A 17039-nucleotide genomic window follows, 5' to 3' on the forward strand; every position below is an offset into this window, starting at 1 on the left:
CATGCGAACCGACTCTTCTCCCGGCAATCTGCCGGCGCGGGAGCACCTCCCGGCCACAGACGCCGGTACGGCTGTCCTGGACGTAGTGATCCCCGTCTACAACGAGGAGAAGGACCTCCAGCCATGTGTGCTCAGACTGCACGAGCACCTCAAGCGCACGTTCCCGTACGCGTTCCGCATCACGGTGGCGGACAACGCGTCCACGGACACCACCCCCCAGGTGGCGGCGCGGCTGGCGGAACGGCTTCCGGAGGTCACGTCCTTCCGGCTGGAGCAGAAGGGCCGCGGCCGGGCGCTGCGGACCGTGTGGTCGGCGTCCGACGCGCCGGTCCTCGCCTACATGGACGTGGACCTGTCCACCGACCTGAACGCGCTGCTCCCGCTGGTCGCCCCGCTGATCTCCGGCCACTCGGACCTCGCGATCGGCTCCCGGCTGTCCCGCTCCTCACGGGTGGTGCGGGGCGCCAAGCGGGAGTTCATCAGCCGCACGTACAACCTGATCCTGCGCGGCTCGCTCCAGGCCCGCTTCTCGGACGCGCAGTGCGGCTTCAAGGCGATCCGCCGTGACGTCGCCCAGGAACTGCTGCCCCTGGTCGAGGACACCGGCTGGTTCTTCGACACCGAGATGCTGGTGCTCGCCGAGCGGGCCGGGCTGCGCATCCACGAGGTCCCGGTCGACTGGGTCGACGACCCCGACTCGACCGTCCACATCGTGAAGACCGCGACCGACGACCTCAAGGGCGTCTGGCGGGTCGGCCGCGCCCTCGCCACCGGCTCGCTCTCGCTCGACCGGCTCACCCGGCCCTTCGGGGACGACCCGCGCGACCGCGACCTGACCGACGTACCCAAGGGCCTGGCCCGCCAGCTCGTCGGATTCTGCGTCGTCGGCGGCCTGTCCACCCTCTTCTACCTGCTGCTGTACAGCGTCTTCCGCTCCTTCTCCGGAGCACAGGTCGCCAACGCGCTCGCCCTGCTCGTGTCGGCGATCGCCAACACGGCCGCCAACCGGCGGCTCACCTTCGGCGTCCGCGGCCCGGGCGGCGCCGTCCGCCACCAGGCGCAGGGCCTGGTCGTCTTCGGCATCGGCCTCGCCCTGACCAGCGGCTCCCTCGCCGCCCTCGGCGCCGCGACCAGCGACCCCTCGCACTCCACCGAACTGGCGGTGCTCATCGCCGCCAACCTCGCGGCGACCGTGCTGCGCTTCCTGCTCTTCCGCGCCTGGGTCTTCCCCGACCGGCAGGGCGGAACGCCGTCGCCGTCCTCGTCCCCGGAGCCGGCCGCGCACCGGCCGGTCCAGCCCTTCGGGCCGGCGGCCACGCGGTCCGGCGGGGACACCCACCCGCGGCTGCCGCAGCGGCCGACGGCCTCCCCGGCCCCGTACGACACGACTTCCCATGACACGGCCCCGTACGACACCGACTCGTACGACACGGCCTCGTACGACACCGCTCCCTACCGCGCCGACGACGCCGTGGACCGCTCCTGGCGGGATTCGACCATGCAGTTGCACGCGGTGCGCCCGCACGACCACGATCCGAGGAACGCGCGATGACGACCCAGCCCGACACGAGCGCCGGTGCCGGTATCTCCGGCCCGAGCACGGACATCAGCAGCCGCACCGGTACGGACATCACTACGAGCGCCGGCACGGGCATCGGTACCGGCACCGGTACGAGCGCCGGCACGGTCACCGGAGCCGGCTCCGGACACCCGTGGGGGCCGAGCGCCTCGGCACCGCCCCCGGAGCACGCCCCGCCAGGAACCGGTGAGCCCGAACGGCCCTTCCTCCGGCGCCTGTGGAGCGGCCGGCCCGAGGACCCGCGCTGGGCGCGCCCCGCCCTCCTCGGCCTGCTGCTCGCCACCGGGCTGCTCTACCTGTACAACCTGAGCGCTTCCGGCTACGCCAACTCCTTCTACTCCGCGGCCGTCCAGGCCGGCAGCCAGAGCTGGAAGGCCTTCTTCTTCGGCTCGCTCGACTCGGCCAACGCCATCACCGTCGACAAGCCCCCGGCCTCGCTGTGGCCGATGGCCCTGTCGGTACGTGCCTTCGGCCTCAGCTCCTGGGCGATCCTCCTCCCCGAGGTGCTGATGGGCGTGGCCACGGTCGGCGTCCTCTACGCGGCCGTACGCCGCCGGTTCGGCGCCGCCGCGGGTCTGATCGCCGGCGCGGTGCTCGCGCTCACCCCGGTCGCCGCGCTGATGTTCCGCTTCAACAACCCGGACGCGATGCTCGCGCTGCTCATGACCGTCACGGTCTACTGCGTGATCCGTGCCCTGGAGGACGGCCGCACGAAGTGGCTGCTGTGGGCGGGTGCCGCGGTCGGTCTCGCCTTCCTCGTCAAGACGCTCCAGGCCTTCCTGATCCTCCCGCCGCTGGCCGTCGTCTACGCGGTCTGCGCGCCGGTGAAGCTGCGGAAGCGGTTCGTCCAGCTCGGCCTCTCGGCGGTCGCCATGGTGGTCGCCGGCGGCTGGTGGGTCGCGATCGTCGAACTGTGGCCCGCGTCCTCCCGTCCGTACATCGGCGGCTCGCAGAACAACTCCTTCCTGGAGCTGACCTTCGGCTACAACGGCCTGGGCCGGATCAACGGCGACGAGACCGGCAGTGTCGGCGGCGGGGGCGGCGGAGGCGGGACCGGTCAGTGGGGTGCGACCGGCTGGGACCGGATGTTCAACTCCGAGATCGGCGGCCAGATCTCCTGGCTGCTGCCGACCGCCCTGATCCTGCTCGTGGCCGGCCTCGTCCTCACCCGGAGGGCGAAGCGGACCGACCTCACCCGTGCCTCGTTCCTCGCCTGGAGCGGCGCGCTGCTCACGACCGCGCTGGTCTTCAGCTACATGGCCGGCATCTTCCACCAGTACTACACGGTGGCCCTGGCTCCCTACATCGCCGCCGTGGTCGGCATGGGTGCGACGGTGCTGTGGGAGGAGCGGGGCAAGGTGTGGGCCTCGCTCGCCCTCGCCGGCTCGGTCACCGCGGCCGCGGCCTGGGGGTACGTCCTCCTCAACCGCACCCCCGACTATCTCCCGTGGCTCAAGTGGCTGGTCCTCGTCGGCGGTCTGACCGGCGCGCTCGGTCTGATCTTCGCGGCCCGGCTGGGCAGGCAGCTCGCCCTCGCGGCCGCCGGGCTGAGCTTCGTGGCGGCGCTCGCGGGTCCCACCGCGTACGCCCTCTCCACCGTGGACACCGGGCACACCGGCTCCATCGTCACGGCCGGGCCGGCCGGGGCGGGCATGGGCGGCTTCGGCGGCGGGATGCCTGGCGGTGGGGGCGGTGGTGCCGGTGCCGGTGGTGGCATGCGGGGTGGGTTCCCCGGTGGTACCGGGCAGAACCAGCAGGGTGGTGGGATGCCCGGGGGTGGCATGGGGCAGCCGCCGACGGGTGGTAACGGTGGCAATGGGGGCACTGGTGGCTTCCCCGGGCAGAACCGGCAAGGTGGTGGCACCGGGCAGAATCAGCAGGGCGGGATGCCTGGTGGTGGTACCGGTGAGGGCGGTATGCCCGGCGGTGGCGGCGGTGCCGGTGGATTGCTGAACGGCGCGAGCGTCGGTTCCGCGGCCAAGAGCCTGCTGTCCAAGAACGCCGGGGACTACACCTGGGCGGCCGCCGCCATCGGCTCCCAGAACTCCGCCAGCTACCAACTGGCCACCGGAAAGCCGGTGATGGCGATCGGCGGCTTCAACGGCACCGACCCGTCCCCGACGCTGGCCCAGTTCAAGAAGTACGTGACGGACGGCAAGATCCACTACTTCATCTCCGGTGGCGGAATGGGCGGTGGCATGGGTGGCGGTTCGGCCTCCGGTGGCTCCTCCACCTCCTCGCAGATCAGCTCGTGGGTCACGGCCAACTTCAAGAAGGTGACGGTGGGTTCTGCCACCTTCTACGACCTGACCCAGGCGAAGAGCGGCAGTTGACGGGACCTGTTGCGTCGCCGCCCGGCTGCGGCTGCGGCTGCGGCTGCGGCGGTGGTGGTGTGGTGGTGGCCCGGAGTGAACTCGCTCCGGGCCACGGCCTTTTCGGACGTTTCGCGTGACGGCCGGGTTTCGGGCGGTGTGCGGGGCATGTCCCTGAAAGGGTTCCGGTTCCCAGGGAGGTGCGCCACATGGTGAGGCCGGCCGACAGGGCGAAACGACCGGAGCGGGTCAGTGTCTGGCTGGAGGGCGGGTCGTCCCGGGGCGGGGCGGCGGCCCGGGGCGGGGCCGGGCGGGGCGGTGACCAGCCGTCGGGGCTCGACAGGGAGCGGATCACCGCGGCGGTGGTGCGGGTGCTGGACGCGGAGGGGCTGGCCGGGTTCTCCATGCGCCGGCTGGCGGCGGAGCTGAACGTCACGGCGATGTCCGTGTACTGGTACGTCGACACCAAGGACGATCTGCTGGAGCTCGCGCTCGACGCGGTGTTCGGTGAACTGGCGCTGCCCGGGGCCGAGTCGGAGGAGGACTGGCGGGAGCGGCTGCGGGGGCTGGCGGTCGGGTACCGGGCGCTGGTCGTGCGGCATCCGTGGGTGTCGACGCTGATCGGGAGCTTCCTGAACATCGGGCCGTGCTCGATGGCGTTCTCCGACCGGGTGCGGCGGGTGATCCGGGACAGCGGGATGCCGGCGCACGGGCGGACGGGGGCGGTGTCCGCGGTGATCCGGTTCGTGTACGGGTTCGGGACGATCGAGGGGCACCAGGACTTCGCGTTCGCGCTGGCGCTGTTGATCGCGGGGATCGAGGCGATGGTGGCCCGGGGTTGACCCTCCCGGCTCCCGTCCGGTGGGCGGGTCGGGGCCGTGCCGGTGCATCAGCCCGTCGCCGTTGGACGAAGACGTGAACGTTAGTGGCGACGGGCATCGATGTACCGGCACGGCCCCTCACGCCGAATCCCGGGTGGCGGGTGCGCTGTGGGTCCAGTCCCTCACTGGCGTGACTTTCAGCCCCTCCGGCGTTTGAGGAGCGGGGTCTGGGGCGGAGCCCCAGGTACGGGTCGGGTAGGGGCGGAGGGGGCGAAGAAAGGCCGGTGCGTCAGTCCTGGGGGGCCAGGTGGGCCGGGAAGCCGCCGGTGGCTACCGGGCCCCAGCGGGTCGGGGTCACGCGGATGATCGACTTGGCCTGCTTGCGCATCGCCGCCCGATACTCGTCCCAGTCGGAATGCTCCCCCGCGATGTTCCGGTAGTACTCGACGAGAGGCTCCACGGAGTCGGGGGAGTCGATCACCTCGGCGGTGCCGTCGACCTGGACCCAGGGCCCGTTCCACTCGTCGCTCAGGACGATCAGGCTGACCCGCTCGTCCCGCTTGGCGTTGCGGGTCTTGGCACGCTCCGGGTACGTCGAGACGACGATCCGACCGGAGTCGTCGACCCCGCAGGTCAGCGGGGACCCCTGGGGGCCGCCGTCGGCGCGCCGGGTGAGCAGGATCGCGCGGTGGCGGGGGCGTACGAAGTCCAGCAACTCGGCCAGGGACACGGAGGTGTTCGTCGCGATGTGGGGTGCCATGCGATCAGCGTAGGCCGGGTGCGGGCCGATCGCCCGCGGGCTGCGCCGACGGGCGGCACCCGGGCTCATCGGAGCGGCTAAAGTGCTCTTCGTCCTGTGCTCGCAGTCGGGAATGTGCTGCGGAGCTCTCCTGCGCATGGCCGTATGGCCGTGCATGCCGAAGAGGTTCGTGGTGGCTGCGTCCGAGTTTTCCGAATTGTCCCGTTCCGGTACGGGTTTTGAGCTGGCCGAGGGCCTCACGGCCGCCGCCCAGCAGCTGCACCAGACGTCGAGTCCGAACGCCACCCTGCACACCGCCGTCCGGCTGGCCGTGCACATCCTGCCGGGTGTCGAGTACGCCGGGATCTCCGTCATCGAGTCCGAGGCCCGTCGGCAGACCCTGGCCTGGACGGACGAGGTCGTCCGTTCCGCCGACGAGCTGAACGCGGGCCGTGAGCACCACCCGTACTGGAACCGGCTGTGGACGGCGCCGGTGGCCCGCATCGAGGACAGCGCGGCGGCGGACGGCGAGGGGGACCTCGCGCTGTCGGGCCTCGGGCTGCGGTCCGTGCTGTCGCTGCGGCTGCGTGCCGACCGGCGCCGGCTGACCGTCCTGACGGCGTACGCGCGGGCGCCCCGCGCCTTCGACGAGTCGGCCACCCGGATAGGCCGGCTCTTCACCGCGCACGTCGGGATCGCCCTGGACTCGGCGACCCTGCGCGAACAGCTCACCGAGGCGATGCGCACCCGGGATCTGATCGGGCAGGCCACGGGCATCCTGATGGAGCGGCTCGACATCGACGCCTCCGAGTCGTTCGCCAGCCTTGTGCGCACCTCCCAGCGGGAGAACGTCAAGCTCCGTGACCTGGCCCGACGGATCGTCGACGCCAGCGAGGGCGAGTGAACCGCGCTCAGGCGGCCGGCAGGGACTCCCCTTGCACCGCCTGGATGTCCAGTTCCACCCTGAGAGTGGTGCCGATTGCCGAGATGCCGGCCTGGACGATCTGGTTGTAGTGCAGGGCGAAGTCGTCGCGGTGCAGCTCGGCCCGAGCGCGGAACGCGGCGCGGGTGCCGCCCCAGGGGTCGGCGCCCGTGCCCAGGTAGGAGAGGTCGAGGTCGACGGGACGGACGACGCCGTGCAGGGCGAGCTCGCCGTGCACGGTCCAGCGGTCGGGGCCGGCCGGGGTCAGGCCCGTCGAGCGGTAGGTGATCAGCGGGTACTTCTCGGTGTCCAGGAAGTCCGGCGACCTCAGGTGCCCGTCGCGCATGCCGTTGCCGGTGTCGATGGAGGCGGCCGTGATCGTCGCCTCCACCCGGGACGCGGCCGGCTCGTCCGGGGCGATCTCGATACGGCCACCGAAGTCGGTGAAGCGGCCGTGCACGCTGGAGATGCCCAGGTGCCGGGCGACGGCGCCGACGGAGGAATGCGCCGGGTCGATGGTCCAGGGTCCCGGCGGGGGCAGTTCGGTGCCGCCCCGGCGGGACAGCGTCACCTCGCCGACGTCGGCGCGCCCGGCCGCCGTGACGACGGCCCCGGAGGCGAAGGGCGCGTACCCGAGCGCGGTCACGATCACCGTGTAGGCGCCCGGTGCGAGGCCCGTGGGGTCGTGCACGGTTCCGTCGGTGTCCGCTCCGGCCCGCAGCACCTGTGCGCCGGCCGCGTCGGTCACCGTGACCACCGCGTGCGACACGGCCCATCCGTCCCGGGTCCGGATCTTCGCGGTCAGTCCCATGGCGGTAACTCCTTGTGGTGAACCGATGAAAAAGGACCGGCCCGTGAGGGGCGCACCTCCGCTCAGAGTGCGCGCGCCCCACGGGCCGGGGTCGGACTACTCGCCGGGGTGGGCGAGTTCGATGTCGTGGCCGTCCGCGCCACGGCCGCCGACGGTCAGCGCCGTCGCCACCGGCGGGTAGCCCGCCGCGATGACGGTGTACTCGCCGCCGTCCAGATCGGTGAAGGCGTACGCGCCGTCGCCGCCGGTCCTGGCGGTGGCGACCACGTTCCCGGCCGCGTCCACCAGCGTCACGCGGGCGTCGGACAGCGGGCCGTGCGGTGCCCGGACGATCCCCTCGACCCGGGCGCCCGCGTCGAGGTCGACCTCGATCCGGGTGACCCCGGTGCCGCCGACCTCGACGGGAAGCGCCCGCGGGCGGTGGCCCTCGGCGTTCACCGCGACCGTCACGACGCCGGGCACCAGTTCGGCGAACGCGAACTCGCCCTGCTCACCGGTGGTCCCGGTGGCCAGCACGTCACCGCGGACGTCGGTCACGACGACCATCGCGTCCTCGACCGGGGAGGCGCCCTCGGCGGTCCGGACGACTCCGCTCAGTCCGCTGGTGCCGCTCAGCAGGATGTCGTAGGCGAGCGGTTCCCCGTTCACGACGATCGTCGAAGCCTGCGGCTGGAAGCCGTCGGCGGAGGCGATCAGCACATAGGAGCCGACGCCGGGCGCGTCCACCGCGTAGGCGCCGTCGGCTCCCGCGACCGAGCGGCCGAGCTGGCGTCCCTCGGGTGAGATCAGGGTGACCGCGGCTCCCGGCACGGGCGCGCTCTCGGCGCCGCGGACCTGGCCGTGCACCCCGATGCCGCCGGAAGCGGGCCGCGGAGTGTCCTCCCGTGTCGCGGTGGCGACGGCGGTGGACCGCCGGGCGGCCTCGGGGGCCTCGAAGACGGACTCGCCGGTGTCGACGGCCGGGGCGAGGGCGGCGGTGGCCGCGGCCTCGACCGCCTCCGCGACGGCGCTCTCGGCGACGGCGGCCTCGGTGACCGGCTCGCCGGACTTCTCCGCGGCGGCCTGGGCCATCGCGCCGGACGTCCGCAGCGGGACCTCCTTGATGAACAGCACGATGAGGAAGGCGACCAGCGCCATGCCCGCGGCGATCAGGAAGACGTCGGCGATGCCGTGGCCGTACGCGCTCTCCATCACGTTGCGCAGCGGGGCGGGCAGCTTGTCCATGTCCGGGATGCTGGAGCTGGAATCCGAACCGGACGCGAGGGCCGCGTACTTGGGGCCGAGGTCGGTCAGGCCGTCCTTCACGTAGTCGGTGATCCGGTGGGCCATGACCGCGCCGAGCGCCGAGACGCCCATGGCACCGCCGAGGGACCGGAAGAAGGTCACCGTGGAGCTCGCCGCGCCCAGGTCCGAGGGCGCCACCTGGTTCTGCGTGGAGAGCACCAGGTTCTGCATCATCATGCCGATGCCGAGGCCCAGCAGCGCCATGAAGATCGCGATGTGCCAGTAGGCCGTGTCGTAGCGGATGGTGCCGAGCAGGCCGAGGCCCGCGGTGACCAGGAAGCCGCCGGAGACGAGCCAGTACTTCCACCGGCCGGTCTTGGTGATGATCTGGCCGGAGACCGTGGACGAGACGAACAGGCCGGCGATCATCGGGATCGTCATGACACCCGACATCGTCGGGGACTTGTCCCGCGCCAGCTGGAAGTACTGGCTGAAGAAGACGGTTCCGGTGAACATCGCGACGCCGACGAAGAGCGAGGCGAGGGAGGAGAGGGTGATGGTGCGGTTGCGGAACAGCCGCAGCGGGATGATCGGCTCGCTGGCCTTCGACTCGACCAGCACGAACAGCAGGCCGAGGACGATCGCGCCGCCGACCATCGCGTACGTCTGCCACGAGATCCAGTCGTACTTGTCACCGGCGAAGGTGACCCACAGGAGCAGCAGCGAGACCGCGGCGGAGATGAAGAACGCGCCGCCCCAGTCGACCTTCACGTCCCGCTTCACGACGGGCAGGTGCAGGGTCTTCTGCAGCACGATCAGCGCGATGACCGCGAACGGCACACCGACGTAGAAGCACCAGCGCCAGCCGAGCCAGCTGGTGTCGGTGATGACACCGCCGAGCAGCGGTCCGCCGACGGTTGCGACGGCGAACGTCGCGCCCAGGTAGCCGGAGTAGCGGCCGCGCTCGCGCGGGGAGATCATCGCGGCCATCACGATCTGCGCGAGGGCCGAGAGACCGCCGACGCCGATGCCCTGCACGACACGGCAGGCGATCAGCATGCCCGCGTTCTGCGAGAGCCCGGCCGCGGCCGAGCCCAGCACGTAGATCACGAGCGCTATCTGGACGAGCGCCTTCTTGCTGTACAGGTCGGACAGCTTGCCCCACAGGGGCGTGGCCGCGGTCATGGACAGCAGCGCGGCGGTGACGACCCAGGTGTACGCGGACTGTCCGCCGCCCAGGTCGCCGATGATCTCGGGGAGCGCGTTGGAGACGATCGTCGACGACAGGATCGCGACGAACATGCCGAGCAGCAGCCCGGACAGGGCCTCCATGATCTGCCGGTGGGTCATCGGAGCGCCGTCGGCGCCTCCGTGCTTGGCGTGAGAGCCCCGCACACCGGCTGGTGTGGTCGTTGCCATGGGCTTCCTTTACTTACGCGGGTGTACGGGTGGTCGGTTGCGATACGTCTGTCACGAACGGGGGCGGGTGCGCGGGTGCCCGCTGCGGGGCACGGCAGTCGCCGAAGCTCTCGCGCAGCCGGTCCATCAGCTCGATGAGCAGGCCGACCTCGTCGTCGGTCCAGTGGCCCAGCCGTTCGGAGAGCAGCCGCGAGGTGCGCAGGGACAGGTCGTCGAGCTGCTCGTTCCCGGCCGGGGTGAGGCGCAGGATGCGCGAGCGCTTGTCGGCCGGGTCGGGGAACCGTTCGATCCAGCCCCGGTCGGCGACGTGCGCGACATGGCGGCTGGTCACGGACATGTCCACGGAGAGCAGCTCCGCGAGCCGGCTCATCCGCATCTCGCCGTACCGGCCGAGGAGCGTGAGCACGGCGGCGGATCCCGCGGGGCACTCGGGCGGCAGGATCCGTCCCAGGCCCCGCTTGACGGCACCGATGGCGCTGAGCTGACGGGCCAGTTCCTCGTACTGCGTCTGCTCGGCCATCGCACCCCCTCTTATTCGTTGCTTAGGGCAACCATAAAGAAGTTGGTTGCCGCAGGCAAACGAGTTGGGAGCTCTGGGGATAAAAACTTGGCAAAGGCACGTGTTGGCGAACGGAAATGTGCAGGTGGGAGGGGTGGCTGGGGTGCGCGGGGTGGTGGGTGCGGCCGGGGCGGAGGAGCGGGGTGGGGCGACGGGGCCGCGGGTGGCGTGGTGAAGGGTTCCGGGCCTGGTCGGGGGCGGGGCGGCGGGTGGCTCGGGGGCCCGGTCGGTTCCTGCGGTCCGGCCGCCGACGGCGGGCGGGTACGGCGGTGTGTGCGTCCCGGTCGTGGGCGGTGTGCGGACGCGTCACGAACGGTGAGAAGGACAACCCGGCACTTGGGCAGCTCCCGCGCATTCGCTAGGGTCCGGCCTATGGCAAACACCCAGGGCCCCGAGGGCAACTACGACCCCGCGGGCAGCACTCAGATGTTCCGTGCGTTCGTCGACGAGGCCCCCCAGGGCCGGCAGCAGCAGGCGGCCGCTCCCGCCGGTCCCCGCGTGGGTCTGATCGTCGGCGTCGTCCTGGCCGTCGCGGTCGTCGCCGCGGTGGCCTGGCTCGCCTTCATGTGATCCCGCGGGACAGCACGACCGGGCGGAACGGGCGGTGAGCGGAACGGCGTGACCCGGCAGGGCCGCGCCCCGGCTCCCTGCTTCCCCCGGACGGGCACGTCCCGCGTCACTTCGCCTGGACGGACACGTCCTGCGTCTCGATGTGCATGCCCAGCGGCACGCGCCAGCTGTCGACGCACACCGTCCAGGTCCCGCTCTTCCGCGCGCCGGCCGCGATCGGCGCCGGCAGGGACTCGGACGACCGGATCGTCGCCCAGTCGATCCCGAGCGCCCCGATGATGTGGGTCCCGAACGTCACCGTGCCCGAACGCGCCGCCGTACCACCGGTGTTGCCGACGGAGACGGTCACCTTCTCGCACCACCGCCGGTCGGTGGCCGCGCGCGTGACGCCGTCCACGGCGAGCACGGCCGGACCGGCGCTCGCGGTCGGACCGGGTGCGGACGGTGCGGGGGAACTCCCCGAACTCCCGCCCGTACCACCGGAGTCGCCGCCGGAGGCCGAACCGGAGCCCGATCCGCCCGTGGAGCCGGACGACGAGCCGCCCGAAGAGTCCGGCGACGAACCCGAGGACGATCCTGAGGGCGAAGAGGGCCTGCCGCCGGAGCCGGTTCCCGTGCCTCCAGCACTCTGCTTCCCGAAGCCGCCGGTTCCGGTGCCGTCCCGGCCGCCCGCACCGCCCGTGCCGTCGGCAGGGGAGCCGTCGGGGCCGGTGTCCGAGGTCTTCCCGTCCGTCCCCGAACTCCCTTTGCCCTGTGCCGTGTCGGAGCCTTTCGCCGCTCGGCCGTCCAGCGGTGCCAGGGACACCTCGCCCGACGGTGCCACGGCCGCACCGGAGGATCCGCCGGCGGCCCCGACGGCGGCATAGCCGCCCCCGTCTCCGCCGCTCCCGCACGCGGCCAGCACACCGCCCAGACACAGAACGGCCGCCGAGGCGCTCATCAGGGCACCTCGGCGACCTCTTGTCGACTCGTGACGCATCGGCTCGGGACGCATCGCGCCAGTGTGGCTGACGACCCGTCAATTATGAACCCCGCGTGGGCCGGTCAGTCGGAGATGAGGCCTTCGCGCAGCTGGGCCAGCGTGCGGGTGAGCAGCCGGGAGACGTGCATCTGCGAGATGCCGACCTCCTCGCCGATCTGCGACTGGGTCATGTTCGCGAAGAAGCGGAGCATGATGATCCGGCGTTCGCGGGGCGGCAGCTTGGCGAGCAGCGGCTTGAGCGACTCGCGGTACTCCACGCCCTCCAGCGCGGTGTCCTCGTAGCCGAGGCGGTCCGCGAGCGAGCCCTCGCCGCCGTCGTCCTCGGGGGCGGGCGAGTCGAGCGACGACGCCGTGTAGGCGTTGCCGACGGCGAGACCGTCGACCACGTCCTCCTCGGACACCCCGAGCGCCGTGGCGAGTTCGGCGACCGTCGGCGAGCGGTCGAGCTTCTGCGACAGCTCGTCGCTGGCCTTGGTGAGGGCCAGGCGCAGCTCCTGGAGGCGGCGCGGAACGCGCACCGACCAGGACGTGTCGCGGAAGAACCGCTTGATCTCGCCGACGACCGTCGGCATCGCGAAGGTCGGGAACTCGACACCGCGCTCGCAGTCGAAGCGGTCGATCGCCTTGATCAGGCCGATGGTGCCGACCTGGACGATGTCCTCCATCGGTTCGTTGCGGGAGCGGAAGCGGGCCGCGGCGTACCGGACGAGCGGGAGGTTGAGCTCGATGAGGGTGTCCCGGACGTAGCCGCGCTCAGGGCTGTTCTCGGCCAGTGCGGCGAGCCGCAGGAACAGGGAGCGGGACAGGGTCCGGGTGTCGATGGCGCCGGAGGACTCGGGGACCGGAGCGGCTTCCGGGACCTCGGCGGCAGGGACGTCGTGAAGCGCGGCGTGCGCCTCGGGCACTGCGTCGCTCTTCGTGAGCGTGAGCACCTTCGAGCTGCCCTGATCTGCGGACATGCCACCCCCTTTGGGTCGCGGACGGTCGCGGCAGTCGCTCCCGTCGGAGGAACGCAGCCTCCACCTGAATACCGGAGGCGAGGCCGCGGCAAACGCGCTGCCGGAAGAATGTCACATGTCGGCAACACGCTGTAGAGACTTGTCGACATGTAGAGGGTGAATCGGCCCTGGAAAAAGGGGGTCTGACGCGTTTTCAGCGCTGAACAGGCGTAAAAATCGACCTTGAGCGAATCGCTCTTTTCGGTTAGGCCTCGATCCTGTTTGCGGATCGAAGACGCGCGAAGCTCCGGGCGAGGAGCCTTGACACATGCATCTGGGAGACGCCCAGTTCCGCGCTGATCTGTGACTGGGTCAGATTGCTGTAGTAGCGGAGCAGCAGGATCCGCTGCTCGCGTTCGGGCAGCTGTACGAGCAGATGCCGTACGAGGTCACGGTGTTCGACCCCGTCGAGCGCGGGGTCCTCGTAGCCGAGCCGGTCGAGCAGTCCCGGCAGCCCGTCGCCCTCCTGCGCCGCTTCGAGGGAGGTGGCGTGGTACGACCGCCCGGCCTCGATGCAGGAGAGCACCTCCTCCTCGGTGATGCGCAGCCGCTCGGCGATCTCCGCGGTCGTGGGCGAGCGCCCGAAGGCGGTCGTCAGGTCCTCGGTCGCGCTGTTCACCTGCACCCACAGCTCGTGCAGCCGGCGCGGTACGTGGACGGTGCGAACGTTGTCGCGGAAGTACCGCTTGATCTCCCCGACGACCGTCGGCATCGCGAAGGTCGGGAACTGCACGCCCCGGTCGGGGTCGAAGCGGTCGATGGCGTTGATCAGGCCGATGGTGCCGACCTGGACCACGTCCTCCATCGGCTCGTTGCGGGAGCGGAAGCGGGCCGCCGCGTACCGCACGAGCGGCAGGTTCGCCTCGATGAGGGCGCCGCGGACCCGGTTGTGCTCGGGGGTGCCCGGTTCCAGCACCTTCAGTTCGCCGAAGAGCACCTGGGTCAGGGCCCGGGTGTCGGCGCCGCGACGGCGCTCCGGCGGGACCTCCTGGACCGGTGCGGGGCCGGTCGCGGTGTCCGGGGCGGAGGGGGCCGGGGAGGCCTCCGCGGGCGCGTGGGCGGCGGGGTCCGTAGCGGCTCCGGTGGGATCCGCCGCTGGGACGGCGAGGGCCGCTGCGGGGCCGGTGAGGGCCGCTGCGGGGGCGGCGGGGCCCTGGGTGGTGGCGGGTGCCGCGGTCGGTTCCGTGGCCGGTGCGGCGGTTCTCGTCAGGGTCCGTGCCGGGGATGACGGTGGGGCGGGCGTGAGGGCCGTCGCCCGGGCCGCGGCCGGGGCTTCCTGCTGGGGCGGCGCACTACTGGCCGGCACGGTCAACGCCACCTCTTCGTTCGTCAACGATCCGTCAACATATCCGTCAATTCATCCCTCAAAAGCGGTCATAGCATCACAAGACATGTGCACTGTGTGCAAGCACCCCATAACGCCGTGTTGGGGTGAGTTGAAGGTGAGTTGGAGGTGAGTTGGGGTCCAAGACGTCGAAAACCCCTGACCGGTTGCGGTCAGGGGCTCGGTACAGGTGTGCGATCAAAAATGGTCAGAACGGATAGTCGGCGATCACCCAGGTGGAGAACTCCCGCCAGAGCGCGACGCCGGCGACGTGCGCCGGGTGCTCCAGGTACCGCCGGAGGGCGTCGGTGTCCTCGACGGCGGAGTTGATGGCGAAGTCGTAGGCGATGGGCCGGTCGCTGATGTTCCAGTCGCACTCCCAGAACGCCAGCTCGGGGATCTGGCCGCCGAGCGCGCGGAAGGCGGCCACGCCCTCGACGACGCGGGGGTCGTCGCGCCCGACGCCGTCGTCGAGCTTGAAGAGGACGAGATGGCGGATCACGGGCACTCCCTGGTGGTGAGGTGGTTCTTCGTGCGGTGCCGGTGCCGGACGTGCCCCGTCGGGGGTGCGGCGGCGGCTTCGGGGGCAGGCGTCAGTTCTTCGCCCCGTCGGCGATCCAGGTCATGAAGTCGCCTATCGCCCCGGCGGCGTTCGATATGCCCTCGAACGCTATCTGCACGTAGTCGGCCGCCTTGGCCGGATCCGTGATGATCACGTAGAGCGCGAAGACCACGAGCACGTAGATGGCGATCTTCTTCGAATTCACCGCCATGGCGGCCTCCCCTGTGACTCCTGCACCCGTCGGCCCCCTGCTGACGGCGGTGAGTGTAACCTTCACGCCCCCTTTAAGGACCAACGGCCCGCTGGTAGAGGTCCTTTGCGGGGCCTCGGAGGCGCTCTCGGGGTCCACGATGGAAGGGAGCCCCGGCGGAGTGCCGACAGGAGTCCACGGGGCCCGGAGGGACCCCACTGCGGGGTTCTCGCCGCCCGACTTTCCCCCGAGACGGCGGCGTGGACTTGCGGGTCCTTTCGTGGGGGAAGCGGGCGCCCCCGAATTGCGCCCCTTCCCCCTCCTCTGTGGGAGCGGAGAACCCTCATGGGTACGGAGAGCCCCGGCGCCCGGTGCGGCGCCGGGGCTCCTTCGCGTCCCGGACGCCGCCGGGGCTCGCGGGCACCCGCGGCACCCGGAACGCAAGAAGGGCCCCGTCTCTCGACGGGGCCCTTCGGAAGCGGTAGCGGAGGGATTTGAACCCTCGGTGACTTGCGCCACACTCGCTTTCGAGGCGAGCTCCTTCGGCCGCTCGGACACGCTACCGAGGGAGACCCTACCCCAAGGTGGGCCGTGGTCTGAAATCCATTCCCGCGACCGGGTCCGCCGGGGCGGGACGGGGGCACGGGACCGGCGTGAGGGTCCCGTGCCGGGCCGGTCAGCGGTCGCGGAAGAAGTCGGTGAGCAGGGCGGCGCACTCGTCGGCCAGGACGCCCTCGATCACCTCGGGGCGGTGGTTGAGCCGCCGGTCGCGGACGACGTCCCAGACCGATCCGGTCGCGCCCGCCTTCTCGTCGCGGGCGCCGTACACCACCCGTTCGACGCGGGACTGGACGAGCGCGCCCGCGCACATCGTGCAGGGCTCCAGGGTGACGACCAGGGTGCACCCGGAGAGCCGCCACTCGCCGAGCAGCGCGGCGGCGCGGCGCAGCGCGAGGACCTCGGCGTGCGCCGTCGGGTCGCCGGTGGCCTCGCGTTCGTTGTGTCCGGCCGCCAGCACGGTCGTGCCGTCCGGGGACAGGACGACGGCGCCGACGGGAACGTCCCCGCCCGCGACGGCCAGCCGCGCCTCGTCCAGCGCGCGCCGCATCGGCTCCCGCCACCGGTCGCGTACGGGATCGGGCGGAGGGGATGCCTGACGGGGGGTGCTCACCCGGGGAACCTAACGGATTCCCGGGGCGGGCGGACGGCACGCGGAAGCGCGGCGGAGGTCCGGCCCGCGGTCGATCGGGTGATCGGGGTCTGCCGGGCCGGGTCGCCGGTACGGGGGCAGGATCGCGGGCGCGGGGACGGCCTCACCGCTCGCACGGTGCCGGCCCCGCGGATCCGGGTTCCTAGCGGACGGTCTCCAGGACCTCTGCCGCTCCCAGGGCCTCGGCGATCGTGCCGAGCGCGTCGCCTTCGTCCAGGGCCAGCAGTTCCTTCTCGCTCACACCGAGGTCCGCGAGGATGTAGCGGTCCCCGACGGGGCTGTGCGAGACGGCGTCGCCGGACGCGTTCCCCTGGTCCTCCTCGTCGTCCTCGGAGTCTCCCGGTTCACCGTCCTCGGTGCCGTCCAGATCGAGGGAGTCCAGGTCGGCGTCGTCGTCGCCCGGCTCCCGTCCTAGTAGCTCGTCCGTGAGCAGGATCTCGCCGTACGAGCTACGGGCGGCCGCGGCGGCGTCCGACACGTAGATACGGGGATCCTCCTCGCCGTCCACGCGGACGACGCCGAACCACGCGTCCTCCTGCTCGATGAGCACGAGCACCGTGTCCTCGTCCGAGACTTCACGGGCCAGATCGGTCAGATCCGACAGGGTTTCCACATCGTCGAGCTCTGTATCGCTCGCTTCCCACCCGTCTTCGGTGCGCGCGAGCAGTGCGGCGAAGTACACCGTGACTCTCCCACTGGTCATAGGTGTGCCGGTTGGGGTTCCCCCCGGCGGAGGCTGTGGGCGAGGAGTGCTGCTCCGAGCCCCGCCCACTCGGAATCGTGGCAGAAAGACAGCGTCGAGGGGACGTCTTCGGCC

The 17039-nt window shown here is 71.5% G+C and carries 16 protein-coding genes and 1 tRNA gene; 5 read left to right on the plus strand and 12 right to left on the minus strand.

Annotated elements, in window-relative coordinates; all coding sequences use genetic code 11:
- The first annotated feature begins 1 nt into the window (after position 1).
- From IO36_RS01930 to IO36_RS01940, 3 genes are all read left to right on the plus strand, one after another.
- Positions 2–1552, plus strand: coding sequence for a bifunctional glycosyltransferase family 2/GtrA family protein (locus tag IO36_RS01930; RefSeq protein WP_037615153.1), 1551 nt, complete (start codon positions 2–4; stop codon positions 1550–1552).
- The gene (locus tag IO36_RS01935) at positions 1549–3912 is read left to right on the plus strand and encodes an ArnT family glycosyltransferase (RefSeq protein ID WP_037615154.1); all 2364 of its coding nucleotides are present in this window, start codon (positions 1549–1551) and stop codon (positions 3910–3912) included. The genes IO36_RS01930 and IO36_RS01935 overlap by 4 nt, the downstream gene beginning before the upstream one ends.
- A gap of 188 nt (positions 3913–4100) precedes the next feature.
- Positions 4101–4733: a TetR/AcrR family transcriptional regulator gene (locus tag IO36_RS01940; RefSeq protein WP_037615155.1), complete on the plus strand. Its 633-nt coding sequence runs from the start codon at positions 4101–4103 to the stop codon at positions 4731–4733.
- Between the two features lie 268 nt (positions 4734–5001).
- Here the strand turns inward: IO36_RS01940 and IO36_RS01945 are convergent, their stop codons facing one another.
- A complete protein-coding gene (locus IO36_RS01945) occupies positions 5002–5472 on the minus strand; it encodes a PPOX class F420-dependent oxidoreductase (protein WP_037615156.1) in 471 nt (156 codons plus the stop codon).
- A gap of 154 nt (positions 5473–5626) precedes the next feature.
- Here IO36_RS01945 and IO36_RS01950 point away from each other — a divergent pair, with 154 nt between their 5' ends.
- A complete protein-coding gene (locus tag IO36_RS01950; RefSeq protein ID WP_037615158.1) occupies positions 5627–6355 on the plus strand; it encodes an ANTAR domain-containing protein in 729 nt (242 codons plus the stop codon).
- Between the two features lie 7 nt (positions 6356–6362).
- Here IO36_RS01950 and IO36_RS01955 read toward each other — a convergent pair whose 3' ends face one another.
- The 3 genes from IO36_RS01955 to IO36_RS01965 form a co-directional block, all read right to left on the minus strand.
- The gene (locus IO36_RS01955) at positions 6363–7184 is read right to left on the minus strand and encodes a YceI family protein (protein ID WP_037615160.1); all 822 of its coding nucleotides are present in this window, start codon (positions 7182–7184) and stop codon (positions 6363–6365) included.
- Between the two features lie 96 nt (positions 7185–7280).
- Complete coding sequence (locus tag IO36_RS01960; protein ID WP_037615162.1) at positions 7281–9827, minus strand: MFS transporter; 2547 nt, start codon at positions 9825–9827, stop codon at positions 7281–7283.
- 13 nt (positions 9828–9840) lie between these two features.
- Positions 9841–10347, minus strand: a complete 507-nt coding sequence (locus IO36_RS01965; protein WP_037615164.1) for a MarR family winged helix-turn-helix transcriptional regulator — start codon at positions 10345–10347, stop codon at positions 9841–9843.
- Positions 10348–10758: 411 nt separating this feature from the next.
- Here IO36_RS01965 and IO36_RS01970 point away from each other — a divergent pair, with 411 nt between their 5' ends.
- Positions 10759–10956 (plus strand): hypothetical protein, encoded by a 198-nt coding sequence (locus IO36_RS01970; protein ID WP_037615166.1) that lies wholly within the window; start codon positions 10759–10761, stop codon positions 10954–10956.
- Between the two features lie 106 nt (positions 10957–11062).
- Here IO36_RS01970 and IO36_RS01975 read toward each other — a convergent pair whose 3' ends face one another.
- The 8 genes from IO36_RS01975 to IO36_RS02010 form a co-directional block, all read right to left on the minus strand.
- Entirely contained in the window at positions 11063–11896 is an 834-nt protein-coding gene (locus IO36_RS01975) for a hypothetical protein (protein ID WP_051899892.1), read from the minus strand.
- 104 nt (positions 11897–12000) lie between these two features.
- Positions 12001–12897 carry an RNA polymerase sigma factor SigF gene (locus IO36_RS01980; RefSeq protein WP_037615169.1) on the minus strand — a complete coding sequence of 299 codons (897 nt, stop codon included), beginning with the start codon at positions 12895–12897 and terminating at the stop codon, positions 12001–12003.
- Between the two features lie 244 nt (positions 12898–13141).
- On the minus strand, positions 13142–14146 hold the full coding sequence (locus IO36_RS01985) for an RNA polymerase sigma factor SigF (RefSeq protein WP_078942958.1): 1005 nt from the start codon (positions 14144–14146) through the stop codon (positions 13142–13144).
- 322 nt (positions 14147–14468) lie between these two features.
- Positions 14469–14762 (minus strand): Dabb family protein, encoded by a 294-nt coding sequence (locus IO36_RS01990; RefSeq protein ID WP_037615171.1) that lies wholly within the window; start codon positions 14760–14762, stop codon positions 14469–14471.
- A gap of 91 nt (positions 14763–14853) precedes the next feature.
- The gene (locus tag IO36_RS01995; RefSeq protein WP_037615173.1) at positions 14854–15033 is read right to left on the minus strand and encodes a hypothetical protein; all 180 of its coding nucleotides are present in this window, start codon (positions 15031–15033) and stop codon (positions 14854–14856) included.
- A gap of 458 nt (positions 15034–15491) precedes the next feature.
- A tRNA-Ser gene (locus IO36_RS02000) sits at positions 15492–15576 on the minus strand.
- A gap of 112 nt (positions 15577–15688) precedes the next feature.
- Positions 15689–16120, minus strand: a complete 432-nt coding sequence (gene tadA, locus IO36_RS02005) for a tRNA adenosine(34) deaminase TadA (RefSeq protein ID WP_037615175.1) — start codon at positions 16118–16120, stop codon at positions 15689–15691.
- A gap of 244 nt (positions 16121–16364) precedes the next feature.
- Positions 16365–16904, minus strand: a complete 540-nt coding sequence (locus IO36_RS02010) for a tRNA adenosine deaminase-associated protein (RefSeq protein ID WP_037615177.1) — start codon at positions 16902–16904, stop codon at positions 16365–16367.
- Positions 16905–17039 lie beyond the last annotated feature (135 nt).

The organism is Streptomyces aureus (assembly GCF_000725495.1).
GTDB lineage: Bacteria > Actinomycetota > Actinomycetes > Streptomycetales > Streptomycetaceae > Streptomyces > Streptomyces aureus_B.